Origin of the sequence: Carnobacterium divergens (genome assembly GCF_900258435.1) — a bacterium.
GTDB lineage: Bacteria > Bacillota > Bacilli > Lactobacillales > Carnobacteriaceae > Carnobacterium > Carnobacterium divergens_A.
In genome coordinates, this window is record NZ_LT992558.1 from 2,144,881 (window position 1) to 2,165,406 (window position 20,526).

Here is a 20,526-nt window from a genome sequence, read left to right on the forward strand (position 1 = left end):
CTATTTGGAAATATCCAAATAGATGGTTTTTTAATTATTTTTTAGTTGTTCCACGATCCGCAATATTGTGAGGTAAGATAATTGTTTTTTCTTCAACTTCCTCTTTATTCATCAATTTTGTCAATAAACGCATTGAAACAGCACCAATATCATATAAAGGTTGCGTAATCGTACTTAAACGAGGGCGAACCATTTCAGTTAATTTTGAATTATTACTTGTAACGACTTCAAATTTTTCTGGAATTTTAATCCCATGATCTAACGCTCCATTTAAAATACCAATTGCTAATTCATCATCGCCAACAAAAACTGCTGTTGCCCCTACTTTAGCTAATTTGTTATACATTTCTTCACCAGCTTGGTAAGAGTATTCCGTTTCAAATACTAATTTTTCATCAAAGTTAATCCCTGCTTTTTTCAATGCTTTTTTATAACCATTCATACGGTAAATTCCATTGATTGGTTCAGTTAAAGCGCCTGAAACAAAGGCTATTTTTTTATTGCCTTTTGCAATTAATTGCGTGATTACTTGTTCTGTTGCTTCAGTGTAATCAATGTTCACACTGCCAACTTGCGCATCTGGATCAACGGTTCCAGCTAAAACTACAGGCGTTTTTGAACGTGAAAACTCAGCACGCATTTCATCTGTAATTTTGTGTCCCATATAAATAATTCCATCTACTTGTTTAGCAAGTAATGTATTTAATACTTGAATTTCTTTTTGATCGTTTTGATCAGAATTTGCTAAAATAATGTTGTATTTGTACATTGTTGCGATATCATCAATTCCTCTTGCTAATGAAGAGAAATATAAATTCGTAACATCTGGTACGATAACACCAACCGTAGTTGTTTTTTTACTTGCTAGACCTCTGGCTACTGCATTTGGACGGTAATCTAAACGATCAATAACCTCCAAAACTTTTTTTCTAGTTGTTGGTTTTACATTTGGATTTCCATTGACCACACGCGAAACTGTTGCCATTGAAACATTCGCTTCTCTTGCAACATCATAAATTGTAATTGTTTGCTTTTCCATGTTTAGTTCTCCTTCTATTATTTAATTTCGTTCCTGACAATCCTATACTCATACAATTTAACAAATAAAATTTAAAAATGCAAACGTTTTACTTTCGTTTTCATGAAATTTTCATAAACTTTTTCAACAACTCTCGTTTCACTATCTTTTTAAGAAAAGAATAAAAAAATTGACTTTCATCCTTTTACCACTTCCATCATTAGTGCTACAATAAACTAGAACAACTAAATGAAAAGAGGTATCTTGATGAAAAAACAGTTAAAAGAATTACAACAATGGTTAAAAGACCATCAAGTAGATGTCGCCTTTGTCAATGCTCCAGAAACAATTGGCTACTTTACTGGCTATGAAAGTGATCCACATGAGCGGGTTTTAGCATTGCTTGTCTTTCCAGAAACCAATCCATTTTTATTCACTCCTGCTCTTGAAATAGATGACGCAAAAAATAGCGAATGGAATTTTGATGTCTTTGGTTATTTAGATAATGAGGATCCTTGGAAAATCATTGCTGAAAAAGTGAATGAGGTTACGTCAGCAGTAACTAATTGGGCTGTTGAAAAAGACAGTCTAACCTTAAACCGATTTGAAGCTCTTCAAAATTACTTTCCTACAAGTCAATTTAAAACAGACTTAACCCCAATGATTCAACGGTTAAAATTAATCAAAACGCCTGATGAAATTGCCACAATGATTGAAGCAGGTAAATGGGCCGATTTCGCATTTGAAGTTGGTTTTAATGCCATCAAGGAAGGCATTATGGAACAAGAAGTCGTTGCTGAAATTGAATACCAACTCAAGAAAAAAGGCATTATGCAAATGAGCTTTGATACTATTGTCTTAGCAGGTGATAATGCCGCAAGTCCCCATGGCAATCCAGGCGAACGTAAAATTAAAAAGAATGAACTTGTACTCTTTGATTTAGGTGTTGTCTACAATGGCTATACTAGTGATGCGACAAGAACAGTTGCCTTTGGAGAGCCTTCAAAAGAAGCTAAAGAAATTTACGACATTGTTTTAACTGCCCATAATGCTGCTTTAGCAGCCGTTAAACCAGGTATTACAGCTGGCGAATTGGACAAAATTGCCCGTGATATTATTACGGATGCTGGATTTGGACCTTATTTCAATCACCGATTAGGTCATGGCTTAGGCAGCTCGGTTCATGAATACCCTTCACTGATGGAAGGAAATCCACTTGTGATTGAAGAAGGCATGTGCTTTTCAATCGAACCTGGCATTTACGTTCCCGGCGTGGCCGGCGTTCGAATTGAAGATTGTTTATACGTTACTAAAGAAGGTTGTGAAGTCTTCACTCATACACCTAAAACCTATACAACGATTTAAAAATAGAAAATGGAGTCGATTGTGTTTCCCAATCGACTCCATTTTTTTTAATTTACTTTTTTAATTACTCGAATCATACCTGTGTCAGACTTTAATTTAACTTTATATGGTGCTTTCTTTTTTGAATTAAATTCATTCGTCACATCACCTGTTTTAGAGACTGCAACAATGCGAATATCCGCATCACCATCTTGAATCCATTTTATAAAGCCAGACTTGCTTTTAATATCCGCATTTAAATTATCATGTTGAATGGATATAACCGTTCCCTCATCATTTGAAACTTTTAATGGGCCATTATTAGAACGAAGAATCATTTTTCCTGTTGTTGTTTTCAAATCAACTGATCCTTTTGTTCTTTTGACAATGCTTTGACCGTCATTTGAGACAGCAATTAATTTTTGAATTGTAGAATCTTCCAAAATAAATTTTCCAGAGTTGCTTTTAACATTCACTTTTTTTGCTGTTAAATCTTTAAAGATAGAAAGTCCATCTTCAATGTTTGCCTCAACATCTCCGGTAATCATCGTTAAAATAGTTTTGCCTTTTTGGCTGTCTACTTTTAAATTTGTTTTAGAATCCTCAATAACAACTTCTCCAAATTCACTATGAATTTCTCCGCTGTTAGAAGTAATATTTTTTCCATATAAATCGCCGTCAACTAAGTTTAAATTAAACCGATCGACATGAAGATCAATAATACGCAACTCACCTTTCGTTAAATTGAAATCAAGGGAATCAAGTTTGGTTCCTGCTGGGATGAAAACAACCATTTCAGAACTGCCTGTTCTTGTAAAAAAGTCAAACTTATTTCGTTTATCAACTTCTAAATCAAATTTATTTCCCTTAACGGCATGGTTGATTTTAGTCAATTCACTTTTTTTAAATCGTCCGCTTAAAAAAATTCGGAATTCTTCATTCTTAGGAACTTCTACTGTTGTAATTTCAACATCTGCATCTGAATCCATTATTAATTTGACATCTTTTTCATTTTTTATCACTAAATCTTGTTCAATTTTGATTCCTTGATAAAATAAATCTCCTGCTAAATACCCTCCTGCTACCATAATCAAACTAAGAGAACCTAATAAAAATGACGTCCAGCCATTTAAATATAGTTTTTTAAATAACGTTTTTTTTCTGAGTCCCAAAATAATAATAGCCACAATCATTAAGCTGGATGAGAAAGGTATAATCGCTAAATGCTTCTCGTTAATCACTTCTTCTCCTAAATATACAAGGAAATAAAATAACAACAATAATAATAACGACATAAAAAAAATACGGACTCCAGTAAGGATAGACAGCGCTAAAATCTTCATTTTTTTCTTTTGATTGTCTAAAAAAACAGATTGAATTTCTTCACTTGGAATAACATCTTTTTCTGCATACATTGCTGTTTGCAAGCGACGATCTTCAAAAAAATCATCCGCTATTTCCTTAGGAGAGGCTAACGAACTTAACGCTTCTTCAATTGTCTGCCCGTCTTCTTTACAGGCTTCAATGTGATCCAATAAATCTTCTTTAATTTCATAATAACTCTCTAAATCATCTTCTGAAAAATAACTTTTTAGTTCTTTAAAATACTCTTTTGTTAAGTCCATTGTCTTCATCCTCCCTCATTTTTTTTATATTTTGAACAAAAATATCCCAATCTTCAATTAAAGAGGCTAAATAGTCCTCCCCTTTAGATGTTATTCGATAATATTTTCTTGAAGGTCCTCCTGATGATTCTTTTGTATAGGAAATACAAAAATCTTCTTTGACTAGTCGTCTTAGGACAGGATAAAGCGCACCTTCAGTTGTCGGAACGTATTTATTAACTACTTGGGTCAAATCATACCCATAGCGATCTTCATTTTTTAATAAATAAAGGACACACATCTCTAATGCGCCTTTTTTAAATTGTGTTGCGGCTCTCATAGACACTTCTCCTTAAGACAATATCTATTATTATATCAATAATTCTTTTAAGTAGCAATAAAACTTCACCTACTATTCATAAAACAGTATTATTCTATTGACAATATTATTTTTTGTTGTATATTATAAAAAGTGACTACTATTCAATAAATAGTATTAGCAAAAAAACAGTAGAATGGAGTTAAGGATTCATGAAGAACGTAAGAAAAGCGATTATCCCTGTAGGAGGTTTAGGCACACGATTTTTACCGATTACAAAGTCTGTTGCTAAAGAAATGCTTCCAATCATTGATAAACCAACGATTCAATTTATTATCGAAGAAGCCAAAGAAGCAGGTATCGAAGAAATTTTACTCGTTACGGGTCGAGGAAAACGTAGCATTGAAGATTATTTTGATTCTCATCCAGAATTAGAATCGACTTTAAAAGAAAAAGGAAAAACGGATTTATTGAAGCTTGTAGAAGAAACAACTGGAATTAAATTACATTTTATTCGTCAAACAAACCCACACGGACTAGGACATGCCATTTTACAAGGAAAATCATTTATTGGAGATGAACCCTTCGTTGTATTGCTTGGGGATGATTTGATGGCTGATACCCAGCCTCTTACAAAGCAATTAATAGAGGCTTATGAAAAAAAAGGCCGCACGATTGTCGCAACCATGGCCATGCCTCTTGAAGAGATTTCAAAATACGGCGTAGTTAGTCCAATGAATCATTCATCTAAGCAATTATGCCAAGTAGATGGTTTGGTTGAAAAACCTGCTATTGAAGATGCACCAAGTAATTTAGCAATTATTGGCAGATACTTGTTGACGCCTGCTATCTTTGATTTATTAGAAACCCAAGAACCAGGTGTAGGGAATGAAATTCAATTAACCGATGCCATCGCTGCTTTGAACAAACAAGAAGAGGTTTACTCTTATGAATTTAAAGGGACACGTTACGATGTTGGAGATAAAATGGGCTTTTTAAAAACCAATATTGAATACGGATTAAATCATCCAGAATTAAAAGAAGACTTAAAAACATATCTAAAAACGATTACTTTGTAAAAGGAAGGAAAAAATATGTATCAGCTATTATTCTATTACTACACGATTCCTAGTATTATTTTTCTAAGTATTTTTTATATTTTAACTAAAATCAACTTAAAATTCAGACGCTTTTTATTGATTGGGTATGTTTTAATGAATGGCATCTATCTTTATTGGAGAATTGCTTATTCTTTCCCAACTATTACTATTTTTAGTAGTTTTTCTGGAGGGTTGCTATTATTTGCTGAAATAATGGGATTTCTACAATCCCTAGTTTTAGTTATACTATTTTGGTCCCCGTATCGCAGAAAATTTCGTAGTTTAAAACGACTTAAAAAACTTCCAACCGTTGATATTTTAATTGCAACCTATAATGAAAATGCCGAAATTTTAAATCGCACAATTTTAGGTTGTCAAAATATTGATTACCCGAAACACCTTGTTTCTATCTATCTTTGCGACGATGGAAATCGCAGTGAAATTGCTACACTTGCTAAGAAATTTGATATTGGCTACATCAATCGAGATAGTAATGAACACGCTAAGGCTGGGAACTTAAACCATGCCTTAACTCAAACAACTGGTGAAATCATTGTTACTCAAGACGCCGATATGGTTCCAAAACGCCATTTTTTAAAGAGAACTTTAGGGTATTTTTATAAAGAAGATGTTGGTTTTGTTCAAACACCTCAAACTTTTTTTAATTATGATATTTTTCAAAATAACCTCTTTCTACATAATGAAGTTAATAACGAGCAAGACTTCTTTATGCGCTCTTTGCAAACGGCAAAAGATCAATACAACGCCCTTTTATATGTTGGAAGTAATGCGCTTTTTCGACGCACAACATTAGAAGAAATTGGTGGCTTTAGCACTGGTGTGATTACGGAAGATATGGCAACGGGCTTAATTATTCAAAACAATGGTTGGAAAACGGTTTTTGTAAACGAAGCTTTAGCATCAGGCATTTCTCCTGAAACGTTAGAAGATTTTATTAAACAACGAGACCGTTGGGGCCGTGGCAATATTCAAGTGTTTAAAAAATACAAGTTAAACAAGCTCCCAGAACTAAGTTTTATTCAAAAATTATTTTATGTTGATGGCGTTTTATATTGGTTTTATGGTATCTACAAATTAATTTATATTATTTGTCCCCTGCTTTATATTTTATTCAATGTTTACAGTATTGAAGCTGCTTTTACTGATTTACTTTTATTTTGGGCCCCTTCTTATCTTTCAGGACAACTAATGTTTAAGTCAATTGCAGGGAAAAAATACCATTCCTTATTAAGTCATATTTATGAACTATCCACCGCACCACAAGTATTTTGGGCAGTTTTTAAAGAAGTCTTTGCTAAATCAGATAAAGGAAAAAAATTCCATGTAACCAAAAAAGGCTTGAAGCAAACCACTAGCCACTTTAACTGGCGCATCATTCGAACACAAATTGTATTATTGGTTATTTGTTTAATCGCTTTTGTAAAACTAGCCCTAACTAGCTATCAATCAGGACACGCGATTTCATTCTTTAATCTAAACACGTATTGGTTACTTTATAATATTTTTGCATTAACGATTGTTGTTTTCGTTGCAATTGAACGTCCTAGATTGCCTTTATTTGTAAAAGTCATTGTGGATGAAATTATTAACATTGGCAAAACGAACCTCTTTGCTGAAGACATTATCATTAGTGAATCTCATTTAATTTTAAACTTACCCTATCGCAAAAAATTAGCACGACAATTAAAAGAAAATTACTACACCAGCATTTCTTTTAAAGAATTAACCAACTTACCTATTCAAAAAACGAAATTAAAAATCGCTAATGATGCCATCGAGGTCACGTTTAAAATTAACCATCTCTCAAAAGAAAATCAAAAAGCGCTTCATCAGTTAATTTACTCTGATATGAAAAACCAAGTTGGTGAAGTTAAAGACTTAAAAGCCTGGAGAATTCTTCGGGATGTAAATAAAAATCGTTATTTCAACCGAGAAAATTACCTTACATTAAGATAATTAAATAAAAAGGAGAGTTTAGTAATGAAAAAAAAATTAATCACAGGCGCTGTAATAATGATTATTGGAGGAAGCTTCTATTCCGTTCCTGCTATTGCAAAACCAGATACTTCAAGTATGATTGAAAACCGTTTTAAAATTAAGCGAGAAAAAATGATGACCCAACTTAATCAAGTTCTTTCTAAAGTGGATGTTGAAGTAAAAGAAACAATCAAAGAAAAAATCGCTATTAAAGAAGAAGCTTTAGTTAGAGCTGAAGAAGAAGCCAAAGCTCGTGCTACCCAGGAACAAGCCCAACAAGTCGCTAATGAGCAAGCCGCTCAAGAACAACAAGCAGCTACTACTCAACAAACTCCTCCAGTAGAACAAAATGAACCGTCGGCTAATTCTGCTGCCCCTGACGCAACAACAGGCGCTAGTCAAAACAATTGGCAAGAACGTAGCAACAAAGGCCGTGAGTACGGAGAACGCTTAAGTGACCCTAACTTAAGTCACGAGGAAAGAAGAAATATTGTGGAAGAAAAGAAAAACTATTTCCGTAATGGACGTTAATAGTAATAGGAGACTATGAAAATGAAAAATAGAATTTTACCCATTTTAGCTGTATTGAGTATTAGCATAACCTTGTTAGCTGGTTGTACGAAAAAAATTGATTCAGAAGACGCAATCTCAAGCTATATCAACGCCTATATTTATAGTGACGAAACCGACACCTTACAAAAAGCCTTTGCTGAAAAAGAAACGGACTTGGCTAAAGAAGACAAAGAAAACTTTACAAGCTCTTTAAAAGAACAGTTTAAATTAGGTGATGATTACGATCCGAAACTAGATGAACTTTATCAAATTTATCAAACGAATTTGAAAAAAAACACTAAATTTTCAACCAAAATTTTACATGAAAAATCAGATAAAGCAACTGTTGAAGTAACCGTTTCTGGTTTGAAAGAATTGAATTTAGATAACCTTGAAGAAGAAATTTCCCAAAAGATAGCAGCTAACCCCGATCTAATCAACGAAGATTTGTCTGAAGAAGATGCCCAAAAAGTAATCAATCAATTAGCTTTTGACATTTATTCAGAAAAAATTAAAGCAAATACTGAAACAAAAGAACCTGTAAAATTATCCATTTCGCTAAAAGAAAACCCCGATGATAAAAATGCTTGGGTGATTCAAAACGAAAATGATATTTTTAAAGAATTAAGCGACGCCTTTGGTGTATAAATAAAAAAACCGTTTGACTTCCAAATAAATGGAAATCAAACGGTTTTTAACTTACATTTATTTTTGAGCGTCTTTAACGGTTGCTTTAACGTCTTCTTTAACATCTTTTGCTTGATCTTTGGCTTCATTAGCAACATCTTTTGCATCTGATTTCACTGTTTCAGCCGTTTTTTTCGCTTCGCCTTTTACATCATTAGCTGCTGATTTCACTTCATCTGCAACATTTCTAGCGCCTGCTACAGCTGTATCTTTTGTATCTTCTAAGTCTGATTTCAACTCTTCTTTGTTGCTATCTAATTCAGTATGAATATCTTCTAAATCTGATTCTACTTCTTTAGATGTTTGTTTTAATTGATCTGCAAATTGATTCGCAGTATCTTTTAAGTTTACTTTGATATCTTCTGTAGCATCTTTTGCAACACGACTAATTTCAGTTCCTTTATCTACAGCGATATCTGCATAGTCTTTTGCAGTTTCTTTGAAGTCATTGGCTTTATCGTTAATATCGCCACGTAATTCTTTTCCTGATTTTGGTGCAAATAATAATGCTGTAATTGCTGCAGCTGTACCACCAATAATTGTTCCTAGTAAAAATCCACCTTTTTTAGCCATCTTTCATTCCTCATTTCATTTTTATAGTGATTGTTTCGATACTTTTTTAGCTTTACGATTTTTATTCATTGACCATGCCGTACGGCCAATTTTTGAAATAACGGAAGCTTGCGCAGTTTTCTTAGTTGCGCCTGTTACATGCCCTGCTAAATTACGACTTGATTGGTTTAAATCAGAAACCGTCACACCCAAATCACCAATTGCTTGGAATAGAGGGTCTGTCATACCTAATTTGCCGTTGACATCATCTAATAAAACATTGGATTTATTCAATAGCCCTTCAACTTCAATCGATAAACTATCGACATCTTTCGTAATCACTTCGATACTGTTGTTTGCTTCTTTTACTGTTTTAGAGATTTCTTCCATAATTTTAGTAATTTTCATCACTGCCATCACGATAAACAAAACTAAAACGGCAAATGCAACTGCTGCAATAATTGCTGCAATTTCTCCACCTGTCATCTTAATGCCTCACTCCCATCTAATATAGTATTCATGCTATTTAAATTGATATGTATTCTAAAAAAACTACTAAAAATCAACTAAATAGTCACTAATCTTCTTAATTAGAATAACATTTTTTCACTATCACTTCAAATTATACGAAAGGGGTTTCCAATAATTTTTATTAAGAACGTTAGTTTATTCTTAATTTCTACTAATTTTTTTTCTTTTCGGCTTAATTTTTGATAGAATGAAACTAAGTAGTTTCTAAAGGAGTTTTTTTATGAATCAAGATGTAGATAGTTCTGTCACAAATGACGTGGTTGAAAAAGTATCCAATAGCACCAATCTATTTGTTAATTATTGGCATAGTATTGATTGGAACAACATTTTAGCCTTGCTTATCAATAAATCAATCCAACTTGTTTTTATTACCTTTTTATTTTTTGTCTTTCGTAAAATAGGAAAAGTTTTTCTTGATAAAAGCTTTAATAATTATAAGAAGAAAAAATATGTTTCAGAAAACCGTTCAAACACACTTTATACCTTATCATTAAATATTTTCCACTATGTGATGGTTTTTTTCTATGCTTATGCTTTACTGTCAATTTTAGGTGTTCCTGTTGCAACCTTAATCGCTGGTGCTGGAGTCGTAGGGATTGCAATTGGTCTTGGCGCACAAGGCTTTATTAGCGACATTGTTACCGGGTTTTTCATTATTTTAGAAAAGCAACTAGATGTTGGCGATTTTGTTAAACTAGATTTAATTGAAGGAAATGTAGTCGCCGTTGGCCTCAGAACAACGCAAGTTAAAAGCGTTAATGGTACATTAAATTATATTCCAAACCGCAACATCACGATTGTCAGCAACTTATCTAGAGGCAATATGCGCGCATTAATCGACATTCATCTGATGCCAAATCCTGATATTGAAAAAGTTGCCAGTATCATTGAAGCTGTTAATGAAGAATTGGTTCCACTTCACCAAGAAATCGTCCAAGGACCTACTAATTTAGGCTTAACTGATTTAGGAAATGGACAGCTTGCGATGCGAATTGTTATTTTCACTCTAAATGGCAGCCAATATCAGATTCAAAATGAATTTTTACAAAAATACATTGTGGCCTTAACAGCTGCAGGCGTTGAAATCCCTGTTTCACCTTTGAACTTAACAAAATAAGCCTCACTATGATATACTCTATCAAAATGAACACAGAAAGGATGGATGGTCACTTGGACAAAGCTCCCAAAATACTCATTTTAACAGGTAGCTATGGAAACGGGCATCTTGAAGTAACAAGAGCACTGATAGAAGAACTTCATCGCGTGGGTATCACAGATATCACCACGTCGGATTTATTTTATGAAGCTCATCCCATTGTCACCACTGTTACAAAATACCTATACATTAAAAGCTTTACTAGATACCGTAATCTCTATGGCTTTCTTTACTATAATTTTGACAATCAATTAAAAGAACACAGCTTTGATAAGTTTACGGATTCCTATGGCTACATTCGTTTGAATCAATTAATGAAAAACAATGACTTCGATTTGGTCATCAACACCTTTCCTATGCAAGTCTTTCCAGCCTATAAGAAAAAAGTTGGCAAGCAGATTCCTTTTGTCAATGTGTTAACTGATTTTTGTTTGCACACTCGCTGGGTCTCAAAAGAAATTGATCATTTTTTTGTTTCTTGCGATCATTTAAAAAATGAGCTAGTTGAAGCTGGCATCCCTCAAGAAACGATCACCATTTCTGGCATTCCGATCAAAGAACAGTTTTACTTGCAAAAACAAGAAAAACAGCAAAAACAAAATTCTCGTTCTAGCAAAAAAAATCTTTTGATTTCTGCAGGTGCGTACGGCGTCTTAACCAATTTGGCAGATATTCTTGAAGAATTAAAATCAAAAGAAGACCTAACCATTGTGGTGGTGTGTGGCAACAATAAGAATCTTTTCGACTCTTTATCGGCGCAATTTTCAGATCAACCTACCATTGAGATCAAAGGATTTGTTTCTGAAATGGCTAAATTAATGAGTCAAGCCGATATTATGATCACCAAACCAGGAGGCATTTCTTTATCAGAAGCCCTTGCGATTCAAACACCTTTAATTCTAACTCCTGGCGTCCCCGGACAAGAAAGTGAAAATGCGCAATTATTTGAAAAAGAATGTATGGCTATTGTAACTAAAACTGAAGAAGAAATTATTCCCGCTATTTATCAATTATTAAAACAACCCTTATTAGCAAAAAATCTCGTTCAGCATATGGAAGAACATTTTTATCCACATGCTGCTAAGACCATTATTACAGATTCGCTAGCTTTAGCAGGTATTTCTATCAATGAAAAAGTTGACTAAAAAACAATTCCTTGTTTTTTAGTCAACTTTTTTTGAATATCTTACTCCCTATCAAAAACAACCACTTGATTACGATTTTGAGACTTCCCTTGATACAAGGCTTCATCTGCTTGATTGATTATTTCTTGATAACGTTGTTTTTCATCCACTTTAAAAGAGACCCCAATCGATGTCGTCACTGCTATTTTTTGTTCTTCAGATAAAATGAAAGGATACGTCTCCACAGCCACCCGAATTGTTTCGGCCAACTTCGTTACTTTTTCACGATCTGTTTCATCAACTAAAATGATAAATTCTTCCCCACCATAGCGAAAAACAAGGGAATTGCTGCCAGTCGTCTTTCGCATTAACAGCGCTGCAAATTGCATTAAAGTCGTGTCACCTGCTGCATGACCATATTGATCATTAATTTTTTTAAAATGGTCAATATCCAGCAGTAATAGACTGTATTTTTTTTGCTTCGCATCTCTTTGTTTAATTAATTTAATCAGATAATTACGATTAAAAAGCTCGGTTAAAAAATCTTTCCTTGATTCATCCACTAAAGTTAAATGACTTTGAAAATAAATCCGTTGTTTATTAATGAAGAAGTAACAAATAACCGAAGAAAGATAACAAAATAATTCAAATATCCAAATACTCGGTTTCCAAATTGCTGTGGGATAGAAAATAAAAATAAGCACTAAGGAATAGACAATTAAAATAAAAAGAACAATCGAAAAAGCTTTAACTGATCTCTTCTCCCAAACTTTTAAAACAATTAAAAACATAAAAATCACTAACATATAAGTAACATTAAAAAAACTAAACGCGACTCTATCGGTTACAGACAAAACAAAAAAACTCGTCAAGCCTGCAAAAGGTCCTGCTAAATAAAAGCAAATAAAAATAGGAATTAAACTGTAGGATAGTTCACTTGATCCTTGTTTAATTGCCGTTTCCGTAAGCAAAAGCGCTAATAGTCCAAAAGAAATCCCAAATAAAGCTTTTTTCCAGTAATCAGAATAAACCGTAATGATTTCCTTTCCATCAAATAAATAAAAAATCACAGAGATAAAAAAGTAAATCACACTAATATTTTCAAGGGAACGAATCAAAAGTTGACTAGTTTGCATTTTTTCATCTCCTTCCTTAGCTATTTTAGTAAACAATCAAACACAATAGCAACAAAAAAGCCTTCCCCTTACAGGAGTGCTTTTTTGAAAGGCTATTTTTTTCTTAAAATACAAACTTTTAAATAATCCCCTTCCGGAAAATGTGGATTCAATTTAAAGTCATTTGGTAATGTATACTTTTCAAGCATACTATAACGTGTACTACTTGTTTCAAAAGCCTTTTGAATAAAACTTTCAAATTTTTCCATAGTAACATTGGCTGCATTTGTTGACGCAACAATGACACCATTTTGATTTGTAATAGCGATGACTTCTTCTAAAAGTTTTTGATAATCTTTCGCTACACTAAAGGTTCGTTTTTTGGAACGTGCAAAACTTGGTGGATCAATAATAACCGTATCGTAAGATAAGTTTTTTTTCAACGCATATTTAAAGTAATCAAACACATCCATGACTAAAATTCGTTGTGTCTTGGCATCAATTCCATTGACTTCAAATTGTTCTTTCGTTTTAGGAAGGCTACGATTGGCTAAATCAACACTAGTTGTTTCACTTGCCCCTCCCATTGCTGCAGCGATGGAAAATGCACCTGTGTAACTAAAGGTATTTAAAACTGTTTTTCCCATTGAATAATGTTCACGGATTGTTTCTCTGACTTCTCGTTGATCTAAGAAAATACCAGTCATTAAGCCATCATCAAGATACGTTGCATAGCGAATCCCATTTTCAAGAACCATTAATGGAGCTGGTGCCTCTTTTCCTACAAAATGACTTACTTGCTCTTTGCCTTTTAAATCATACCGAAATTTTTGATAAATACCTAGACAGTCTTTAATCACGGCTTGAAAAGCCTTTAAAATCAATTCATGGTGAGTGTAAATCCCTTCACTATACCAAGAAAAAACATAATAATCGGCATAATAATCAATGGTTAGTCCTCCAAGACCATCTCCTTCGCCATTAAAAAAGCGATAAGCTGTCGTAGATTCATCCAGTTTCAAAGTGTTTCGTGATTTTTCAGCCTTTAAAAAAAGTCGTTCAAAGAAGCTTTGTGTTAACTCTTCTTTTGGATTTGTTGTTAAAACCCACCCGTCACCTTTATTTTGCTTGGCAAGATACCCTTTAGCTACAAATTGCTTTTGATCGTCCACCAACTCCACAAAACGACCATCAATTTGCTTAGGCTCTGAAAGAAAATCGCCTTTTACTAATAAAGGATAGCCTTCCTTCACTCTTTTTGTCGCTACTTTTTTTAATTTTATTTTTTCCACGTTCTATTTATCTCCTTTAACTGACATACCTGTTTTTTAAAATCTCGTTTCAAAGCATACCATAAACTAGAAGCGCTGGCAAAAACTGTTTTATTATCGTTGATGATGGATGCTTTTTGTATTTCTACGAACCAACAGAAAATTGAACAAAACAAACATCGGCGTTATGATAAATACACCTCTAAATCCCAAGCTACTTGAAATCATCGAACCAATTAAAGGGCCCATGACATTTCCCATTGCTTGAAAAGACTGGTTGTAACTGAAAATACGTCCTGCAACAACATGAGGACTATTTTTAGTTAAAATCGCTTGAACGGCTGGAATTAACGCAGCATCCGATATCCCTAAAAAGAAACGTAAAACAGCTAACTGCCATACATTTGTAACAAAAGCCATTGGAATCAATAAGCAAATGGAGAAGATTAATCCTGCCATTAAAATACGTTCACTTCCAATTTTATCCCCTAAAGCGCCTAAGCGAGGAGCTGCAATCAGTGTCGCAATTCCTGGAACCGAAGCAACAATTCCACTAATGAAAGCAACATTTTGATTGGCTCCTAGTAATTCTTTTATATACAGACTAAGAATGGGACTAATGGAATTCGCTGCAACTTGAATCATCATCGTTGTAACAAACATGCCGATTATCACTTTTGGATACGTCAAATTTTTCAAAACTTCCCTACCAGAAAGCTCCGTGCCTTTTTCCACTGGTTGAAATTCTTCCTTCACAAAAAATAAACACAAGAAAAAAACAAGTAGCAATAGAACTCCTGTTAATAAAAAAGGAATTCGGTAACCAAACAATTCCGCTATGCCTCCACCAAAAAAAGGGCCTAATAACGTACCCGTCACACTTCCTGTAGTTAAGGTTCCTAATGTTTTTCCACTTTGTTCTCTAGGTACTTGTGTTGCAATTAATGCTGTCGCATTTGAGATAAACCCTGAAAAAACCCCTTGTAACAAACGCAATCCAATCAATTGGTAGACATTCGTTACACTTCCCATTAAACCAATTACAATGGCCATCCCTAACGCTGAGCGTAACAACATTAATTTTCGCCCTTTTCGATCGGCCAAACGCCCCCAATAAGGAGAAACAATTGCTGTTACTAAGAACGTTGAACTAAAGGTTACCCCACTCCAAAGGCTTAATTGCTTTTGAGAAAAGTCCCCTAACGTGTCTATATACAAAGACATAAATGGCATCACTAAACTAAAGCCCATCCCCGCTAAAAAACAACCAATCCAAAGTATTTTTAAATTTCGTTGCCAGATAGTTCTTGTTGCTTTTGCTTTTTCTACCATAGTAGAATCATCTCTTTTCGTTAAAGTCATTTTTATTATAGCATAAGCAAAAAAGCAACGGCTTAATGGCTAGTTGCTTTTTTGCTGACTGTTTTTTTAAGTAAAAAAATGAATTCATAAAACATATACCCAAGAATCGTACCAATTGTGTTAAAAATCAAATCATCGATATCTGCTACCCCAGTTCTAAAAAGAAACTGCATAGTCTCAATTGAAAGAGAACATAGAAAACCAATCATTACCACTTTAAAAAAAGGATGTCTTTTTTTAAATAGAAAGCCTAAACAACATCCCATTGGAATAAACCAAAAAATATTGCCATATAAATTATAGAAAAAATCAAATTGAGAAGTTCCATTAGTTAGCTTAAACGTTTCTGTAAAAGGTTCCCAATTTACTTCACTGATTGGACGCCACTCAATATAAACATTCATTATTGTATACTCTCCACGAAAAACAGTCAGCTGGAAAAGTAAAATAAAATAAAACACAAATCCATTTAGAAGCAGCTCTCTTCCAAGAAAAAAAGACGTCTTCTTTTTTGTAACAATTAAATAAAAAGCACGCAAAAGGAACCAAATTAAAAAGTAGACAAGCGTTTTATCCAGACTATAAAAAATTAACTTAACCAACGGAAAATGATTGATTGTGTCCCCAAAAACCGCCTCAGTGTATTCATATAACCTATTTAAGAAAAACATCGTATTTTCGGGAACCTCCTTCTTTTGATAAATCAACTCTATTATAACTTAAAGGGAAAAAAAATAATCCTCACTTTGTTTAAATTTTTATTAAAATCACAAATCCCCCACAAACCTTTATACAACCTCGTTTTACATCGTGTTAAAAAAATAGTATAAAGTTGACTTTGATTTCGAGAAACGGTAAAATTAAAGGTGATATATTTTTAAAGCAACAGACAATAGCGCAATCTTTAAACTGTTGATGATTCGCTACTTTTAGTGATTATCATGAAAACTGTCTGCTTTTTAAGAGGAGGACAATCGTTTTGAAATTTATGAATAAAATAAACTCTTTATTAAACACCCGGTTGGGTTTTTTCACCCTAAGTGTTATCTTCTTTTGGGCTAAAACCTATTATGGGTACCAAGCCGATTTTTCATTAGGCGTGACTGGACCGTTACAACAATTCATCCTAATCATTAATCCAATCGCAACAACATTGTTTATCTTTTCCATTGCACTTTACTTTAAAAAACCAAAAAGTGCCTATATTGCGTTGTTTGTTTTGTACTTCTTAACATCGGCGTTAATTTATGCCAACGTGATTTATTACCGAGAATTCACAGACTTCTTGACTGTTAACACTATGTTAGGCGTGAAGAGCGTTTCAGGTGGGCTAAACTCAAGTGCCTTTGCTTTAGTCAACTTCTCCGATGCGTTCTATTGGTTAGACTTTATTATTCTAATCGCCTTGCTTGCTTCTAAAAAAGTCAAGATTGATCCTCGTCCCTTCAAAAAACGCTATGCCTTTGCTACTACAGCATTAGCGATTGCTATTTTCAGTGCTAACTTAAGTTTAGCAGAAAGCAATCGTCCACAACTGTTAACAAGAACCTTTGACCGTAACTACATCGTTAAATACCTCGGCTTAAATGTTTTTACCGTTTACGATGGAATTAAAACTGCTCAAGCAAACCAAGTCAAAGCAAATGCTGATGTCTCAGATATGGATGATGTTCTAGACTATTTAAATGAACATCGTGCAGAACCAAATCCAGCAACTTTTGGCTCTGCTAAAGGACGAAATGTTGTTTACATCCATCTAGAAAGTTTCCAACAATTTTTAATTGATTATAAATTAAAAGATGAAAATGGCGTAGAACATGAAGTTACACCATTTTTAAACAGTCTCTATCATGACCAAAGTACCAGCAGCTACCAAAATTTCTTCCATCAGGTTGGACAAGGAAAAACCAGTGATGCTGAAACGATTCTTGAAAATTCACTATTTGGCTTGCCTCAAGGCTCTGCCTTTACTCAAGCAGGATCGTCAAATACCTTCCAAGCAGCTCCAAAAATTTTACACGATAACGGCAATTACACAAGCGCTGTTTTCCACGGAAATGTTGGTTCTTTCTGGAATCGTGACGATACCTATAAATCACTAGGATACAATTATTTCTTTGATGCTAGTTACTACGATACTTCTGAGGGAAATACATTAGAGTATGGCTTAAAAGATAAACTTCTTTTCCAAGAATCTGCTCAATATTTAGAACAATTGCAACAACCTTTCTACACAAAATTCATAACCGTAACCAATCATTTCCCGTACCCTCTTGATGATGCAAATGTAAGTTTCCCAAGAGCTTCTACAGGAGATAGCACAATTGATGGTTACTTTGCCACTGCTCATTACCTAGATCAATCTATCAAAGAAATGTTTGACTATTTAAAAGCAGCTGGATTATATGACAATACAGTATTCGTTCTTTACGGAGACCACTACGGTATTTCCAACTCCCGTAATCCTTCTTTAGCTCCATTGTTAGGAAAAGAATCGAGTGAATGGAACGACTATGACAATGCCATGCTTCAACGTGTTCCACTTATGTTCCATATCCCTGGTCAAACAAATGGCGGAATCAAAGAAGAGTTTGGTGGCCAAATTGATGTGCTGCCTACGCTACTCAACTTACTTGGTGTTGATGCAAAAAGTTACATTCAATTCGGAACTGATTTAACTTCAAGCGAACACGATCAAACTGTCACTTTCCGTAATGGAAATTTCGTAACTCCAACATACACTGTTATCGGGTCAAAAATTTATGACACAAAAACAGGTGTCTTAATGGAAGAACCTTCTCAAGAAGTCCTTGATGAAGTTGAAAAATTAAGATTGGGTGTAGAAAAACAATTAAATCTTTCAGATAGCATCATTAACAGTGATTTATTAAGATTCTATACTCCAGATGGATTTAAACCTGTTACTCCATCTGATTACAGTTATAAAAAACAAAAAGAACAAATTGATGACATTACTAAAAAATTAGGCAAAGAATCTACAAGTTTATATAGTAAAAACAACAATACTTCAACTGTTGACCTATATAAAACAGATGCACCTGAATTAGCTCCACCTGCATCTGATTCTACTACTTCTGAAGAAGAGTCGTCAGCCAACTAAAAAATAGCTCCTAAGCAGTCAACTGCTTAGGAGCTATTTTACTTTTTAATGGTGAATTGCTACAAATCGAGCTTTCGTCACTAACGCTAGTTCCTTTGGATTTAACGCCAATTGCATGCCTCTTTTTCCTGCTGAAACGATAATTTCGTCTTCCAGTTCAGCACTTTTTTGAATAAAAGTAGGAAATAATTTTTTCATACCAATTGGGGAACAGCCGCCACGAATATACCCTGTCGTCTTTTCTAATTCCTTCATTGGGAGCATCTCCACTTTTTTATTTCCACTCACTTTTGCTAACGCTTTTAAATCTAATTCCATCCCACCGGAAATACATGCTACCAAAATCCCGGTCTTATCTCCTACTGTAACTAAGGTTTTGTAGATGGAATCAGTCGCAATTCCAAGTTTTTCTGCAACTGACTTTGCATCGATATGGTCTTCACTCCACGGAAATTCGTACATTTGATATTGGATATTTTCTTGATCTAAAATACGGCAAGCATTTGTTTTAGTTCCTTTTTTAGCCTTCATAATAAATTCCTTCTTTTTTTAATTTGATTCTATTTTAACATATCTTCAATTTTTTTTCGTTCTTCTTGTAAATTCTCGTAAAACCAAATAAATTTCTTATCATTATCTTAACCAATTTATTATTGTTCAGTATTTTAAAAAAAGTTATAATAGACTATGTAAAATAACAAATAACTAATTTTTTAGGAGGAACAGTAGTTCATGTCTTTAATCAATACACTAAAAGGTTTTTTAATTGGGATCGCCTTGGTTATCCCTGGTCTATCTGGTAGTATTTTTGCGGTTGTTGTCGGTCTCTATGAAAAAATGATGGACTCGATTAACCATTTTAAAACAAATAAAAAAGCTTCATTTCAATTTTTACTCCCTATCGGAATTGGAGCAGCGATTGGGATTCTGGCTTCCACTAAAATGATTTTATGGGTTTGTGTCGAATACCCTATTCAGTCTTATTTATTTTTTGTTGGTTTAGTATTAGGCAGTTTTCCCTTAGTGTTAAAAAAAATGAAAAAAATTCAATTTAAACCAAGTTATTTAATAGTCTCACTTGTTTCATTTCTTCTTATCTTAGCTTTAACAAAAATGGGGGAAGGTGGCAGTGAATCTTATATCGCTATTCAATCGTTTGATAGCTGGGATGATGCTTTTTCAATGCTTTTTGCAGGGGCCTTTTCAATGTCTTTGATGTCTGTTCCTGGCGTAAGCGGAAGTATTATGTTAATGGTTATTAATCAATATGGAACCGTCTATAACGCAGTTGGTCAATTTGTTGATCTCCTATTCTATCTGCTAAAAGGCGACTTTACAGCAGCTAATGCAGCTTTTGGAAGTGTTCTATTATTAATTCCATTTATTCTTGGATCCGTAATTGGGGTTATCTTAATTGCAAAATTAATGGGTTATTTACTGAAAAAATATGAAAGTCTTGTATACTACGGTGTAGCTGGTGTGATGGTTTCAGCTCTTATCACACTATTTGAAACAGGTGTCTTTCCTTATTGGAGCACAGAAACAGCTACTATCAATCCATTGTTACTTGTCGTAATCGGAATCATTTGTTTAGTAATAGGAGTTGTTTGTACCCTCTTCTTAGACTCTCCATCAACCGACCAAGACAGTTAAGTCACATCAAAAAAAGCGT

The 20,526-nt window shown here is 33.8% G+C and carries 19 protein-coding genes; 9 read left to right on the forward strand and 10 right to left on the reverse strand.

Annotation, left to right across the window (positions count from 1 at the left end; genetic code table 11):
- Nucleotides 1-34: 34 nt before the first annotated feature.
- Nucleotides 35-1,039 (reverse strand): catabolite control protein A, encoded by a 1,005-nt coding sequence (ccpA, locus tag CDIMF43_RS10775; protein ID WP_109841965.1) that lies wholly within the window; start codon nt 1,037-1,039, stop codon nt 35-37.
- A 246-nt stretch (nt 1,040-1,285) separates the two neighbouring features.
- Here ccpA and CDIMF43_RS10780 point away from each other — a divergent pair, with 246 nt between their 5' ends.
- Entirely contained in the window at nt 1,286-2,383 is a 1,098-nt protein-coding gene (locus CDIMF43_RS10780; RefSeq protein WP_109841966.1) for a M24 family metallopeptidase, read from the forward strand.
- A 47-nt stretch (nt 2,384-2,430) separates the two neighbouring features.
- Here CDIMF43_RS10780 and CDIMF43_RS10785 read toward each other — a convergent pair whose 3' ends face one another.
- Both CDIMF43_RS10785 and CDIMF43_RS10790 read right to left on the reverse strand, forming a co-directional pair.
- Entirely contained in the window at nt 2,431-3,987 is a 1,557-nt protein-coding gene (locus tag CDIMF43_RS10785; protein ID WP_162532935.1) for a DUF4097 family beta strand repeat-containing protein, read from the reverse strand.
- Complete coding sequence (locus CDIMF43_RS10790) at nt 3,962-4,306, reverse strand: PadR family transcriptional regulator (protein ID WP_034568800.1); 345 nt, start codon at nt 4,304-4,306, stop codon at nt 3,962-3,964. The genes CDIMF43_RS10785 and CDIMF43_RS10790 overlap by 26 nt, the downstream gene beginning before the upstream one ends.
- A gap of 191 nt (nt 4,307-4,497) precedes the next feature.
- Here CDIMF43_RS10790 and galU point away from each other — a divergent pair, with 191 nt between their 5' ends.
- From galU to CDIMF43_RS10810, 4 genes are read left to right on the forward strand one after another with little or no spacing between them, the layout of a single operon-like run.
- Nucleotides 4,498-5,364: a UTP--glucose-1-phosphate uridylyltransferase GalU gene (gene galU, locus CDIMF43_RS10795; protein ID WP_074403326.1), complete on the forward strand. Its 867-nt coding sequence runs from the start codon at nt 4,498-4,500 to the stop codon at nt 5,362-5,364.
- A gap of 15 nt (nt 5,365-5,379) precedes the next feature.
- On the forward strand, nt 5,380-7,362 hold the full coding sequence (locus tag CDIMF43_RS10800; protein WP_109841968.1) for a glycosyltransferase family 2 protein: 1,983 nt from the start codon (nt 5,380-5,382) through the stop codon (nt 7,360-7,362).
- A 24-nt stretch (nt 7,363-7,386) separates the two neighbouring features.
- On the forward strand, nt 7,387-7,914 hold the full coding sequence (locus tag CDIMF43_RS10805; protein WP_109841969.1) for a hypothetical protein: 528 nt from the start codon (nt 7,387-7,389) through the stop codon (nt 7,912-7,914).
- 21 nt (nt 7,915-7,935) lie between these two features.
- On the forward strand, nt 7,936-8,583 hold the full coding sequence (locus CDIMF43_RS10810; RefSeq protein WP_162532936.1) for a DUF5105 domain-containing protein: 648 nt from the start codon (nt 7,936-7,938) through the stop codon (nt 8,581-8,583).
- A gap of 57 nt (nt 8,584-8,640) precedes the next feature.
- Here the strand turns inward: CDIMF43_RS10810 and CDIMF43_RS10815 are convergent, their stop codons facing one another.
- Complete coding sequence (locus CDIMF43_RS10815) at nt 8,641-9,195, reverse strand: YtxH domain-containing protein (protein WP_109841971.1); 555 nt, start codon at nt 9,193-9,195, stop codon at nt 8,641-8,643.
- A gap of 21 nt (nt 9,196-9,216) precedes the next feature.
- Nucleotides 9,217-9,660, reverse strand: coding sequence for a DUF948 domain-containing protein (locus CDIMF43_RS10820; protein WP_074403331.1), 444 nt, complete (start codon nt 9,658-9,660; stop codon nt 9,217-9,219).
- Nucleotides 9,661-9,925: 265 nt separating this feature from the next.
- Here CDIMF43_RS10820 and CDIMF43_RS10825 point away from each other — a divergent pair, with 265 nt between their 5' ends.
- Both CDIMF43_RS10825 and CDIMF43_RS10830 read left to right on the forward strand, forming a co-directional pair.
- Nucleotides 9,926-10,822, forward strand: coding sequence for a mechanosensitive ion channel family protein (locus CDIMF43_RS10825; protein WP_074403332.1), 897 nt, complete (start codon nt 9,926-9,928; stop codon nt 10,820-10,822).
- A 53-nt stretch (nt 10,823-10,875) separates the two neighbouring features.
- Nucleotides 10,876-12,006 carry an MGDG synthase family glycosyltransferase gene (locus CDIMF43_RS10830; protein WP_233218317.1) on the forward strand — a complete coding sequence of 377 codons (1,131 nt, stop codon included), beginning with the start codon at nt 10,876-10,878 and terminating at the stop codon, nt 12,004-12,006.
- 41 nt (nt 12,007-12,047) lie between these two features.
- Here CDIMF43_RS10830 and CDIMF43_RS10835 read toward each other — a convergent pair whose 3' ends face one another.
- The 4 genes from CDIMF43_RS10835 to CDIMF43_RS13900 form a co-directional block, all read right to left on the reverse strand.
- Nucleotides 12,048-13,121 (reverse strand): GGDEF domain-containing protein, encoded by a 1,074-nt coding sequence (locus CDIMF43_RS10835; RefSeq protein WP_109841972.1) that lies wholly within the window; start codon nt 13,119-13,121, stop codon nt 12,048-12,050.
- A 92-nt stretch (nt 13,122-13,213) separates the two neighbouring features.
- On the reverse strand, nt 13,214-14,392 hold the full coding sequence (locus CDIMF43_RS10840; RefSeq protein ID WP_074403335.1) for a class I SAM-dependent rRNA methyltransferase: 1,179 nt from the start codon (nt 14,390-14,392) through the stop codon (nt 13,214-13,216).
- A gap of 93 nt (nt 14,393-14,485) precedes the next feature.
- Entirely contained in the window at nt 14,486-15,703 is a 1,218-nt protein-coding gene (locus CDIMF43_RS10845) for a multidrug efflux MFS transporter (protein ID WP_109841973.1), read from the reverse strand.
- 62 nt (nt 15,704-15,765) lie between these two features.
- Entirely contained in the window at nt 15,766-16,404 is a 639-nt protein-coding gene (locus CDIMF43_RS13900; RefSeq protein WP_074403337.1) for a VanZ family protein, read from the reverse strand.
- A gap of 317 nt (nt 16,405-16,721) precedes the next feature.
- Here CDIMF43_RS13900 and CDIMF43_RS10855 point away from each other — a divergent pair, with 317 nt between their 5' ends.
- Nucleotides 16,722-18,854 (forward strand): LTA synthase family protein, encoded by a 2,133-nt coding sequence (locus CDIMF43_RS10855; RefSeq protein ID WP_176713140.1) that lies wholly within the window; start codon nt 16,722-16,724, stop codon nt 18,852-18,854.
- A 45-nt stretch (nt 18,855-18,899) separates the two neighbouring features.
- On the opposite strand, the gene ybaK is transcribed toward CDIMF43_RS10855, so the two are convergent.
- Entirely contained in the window at nt 18,900-19,385 is a 486-nt protein-coding gene (ybaK, locus tag CDIMF43_RS10860; protein WP_109841974.1) for a Cys-tRNA(Pro) deacylase, read from the reverse strand.
- A 201-nt stretch (nt 19,386-19,586) separates the two neighbouring features.
- Here ybaK and CDIMF43_RS10865 point away from each other — a divergent pair, with 201 nt between their 5' ends.
- Nucleotides 19,587-20,507, forward strand: coding sequence for a DUF368 domain-containing protein (locus CDIMF43_RS10865; RefSeq protein WP_109841975.1), 921 nt, complete (start codon nt 19,587-19,589; stop codon nt 20,505-20,507).
- Nucleotides 20,508-20,526: the final 19 nt, after the last annotated feature.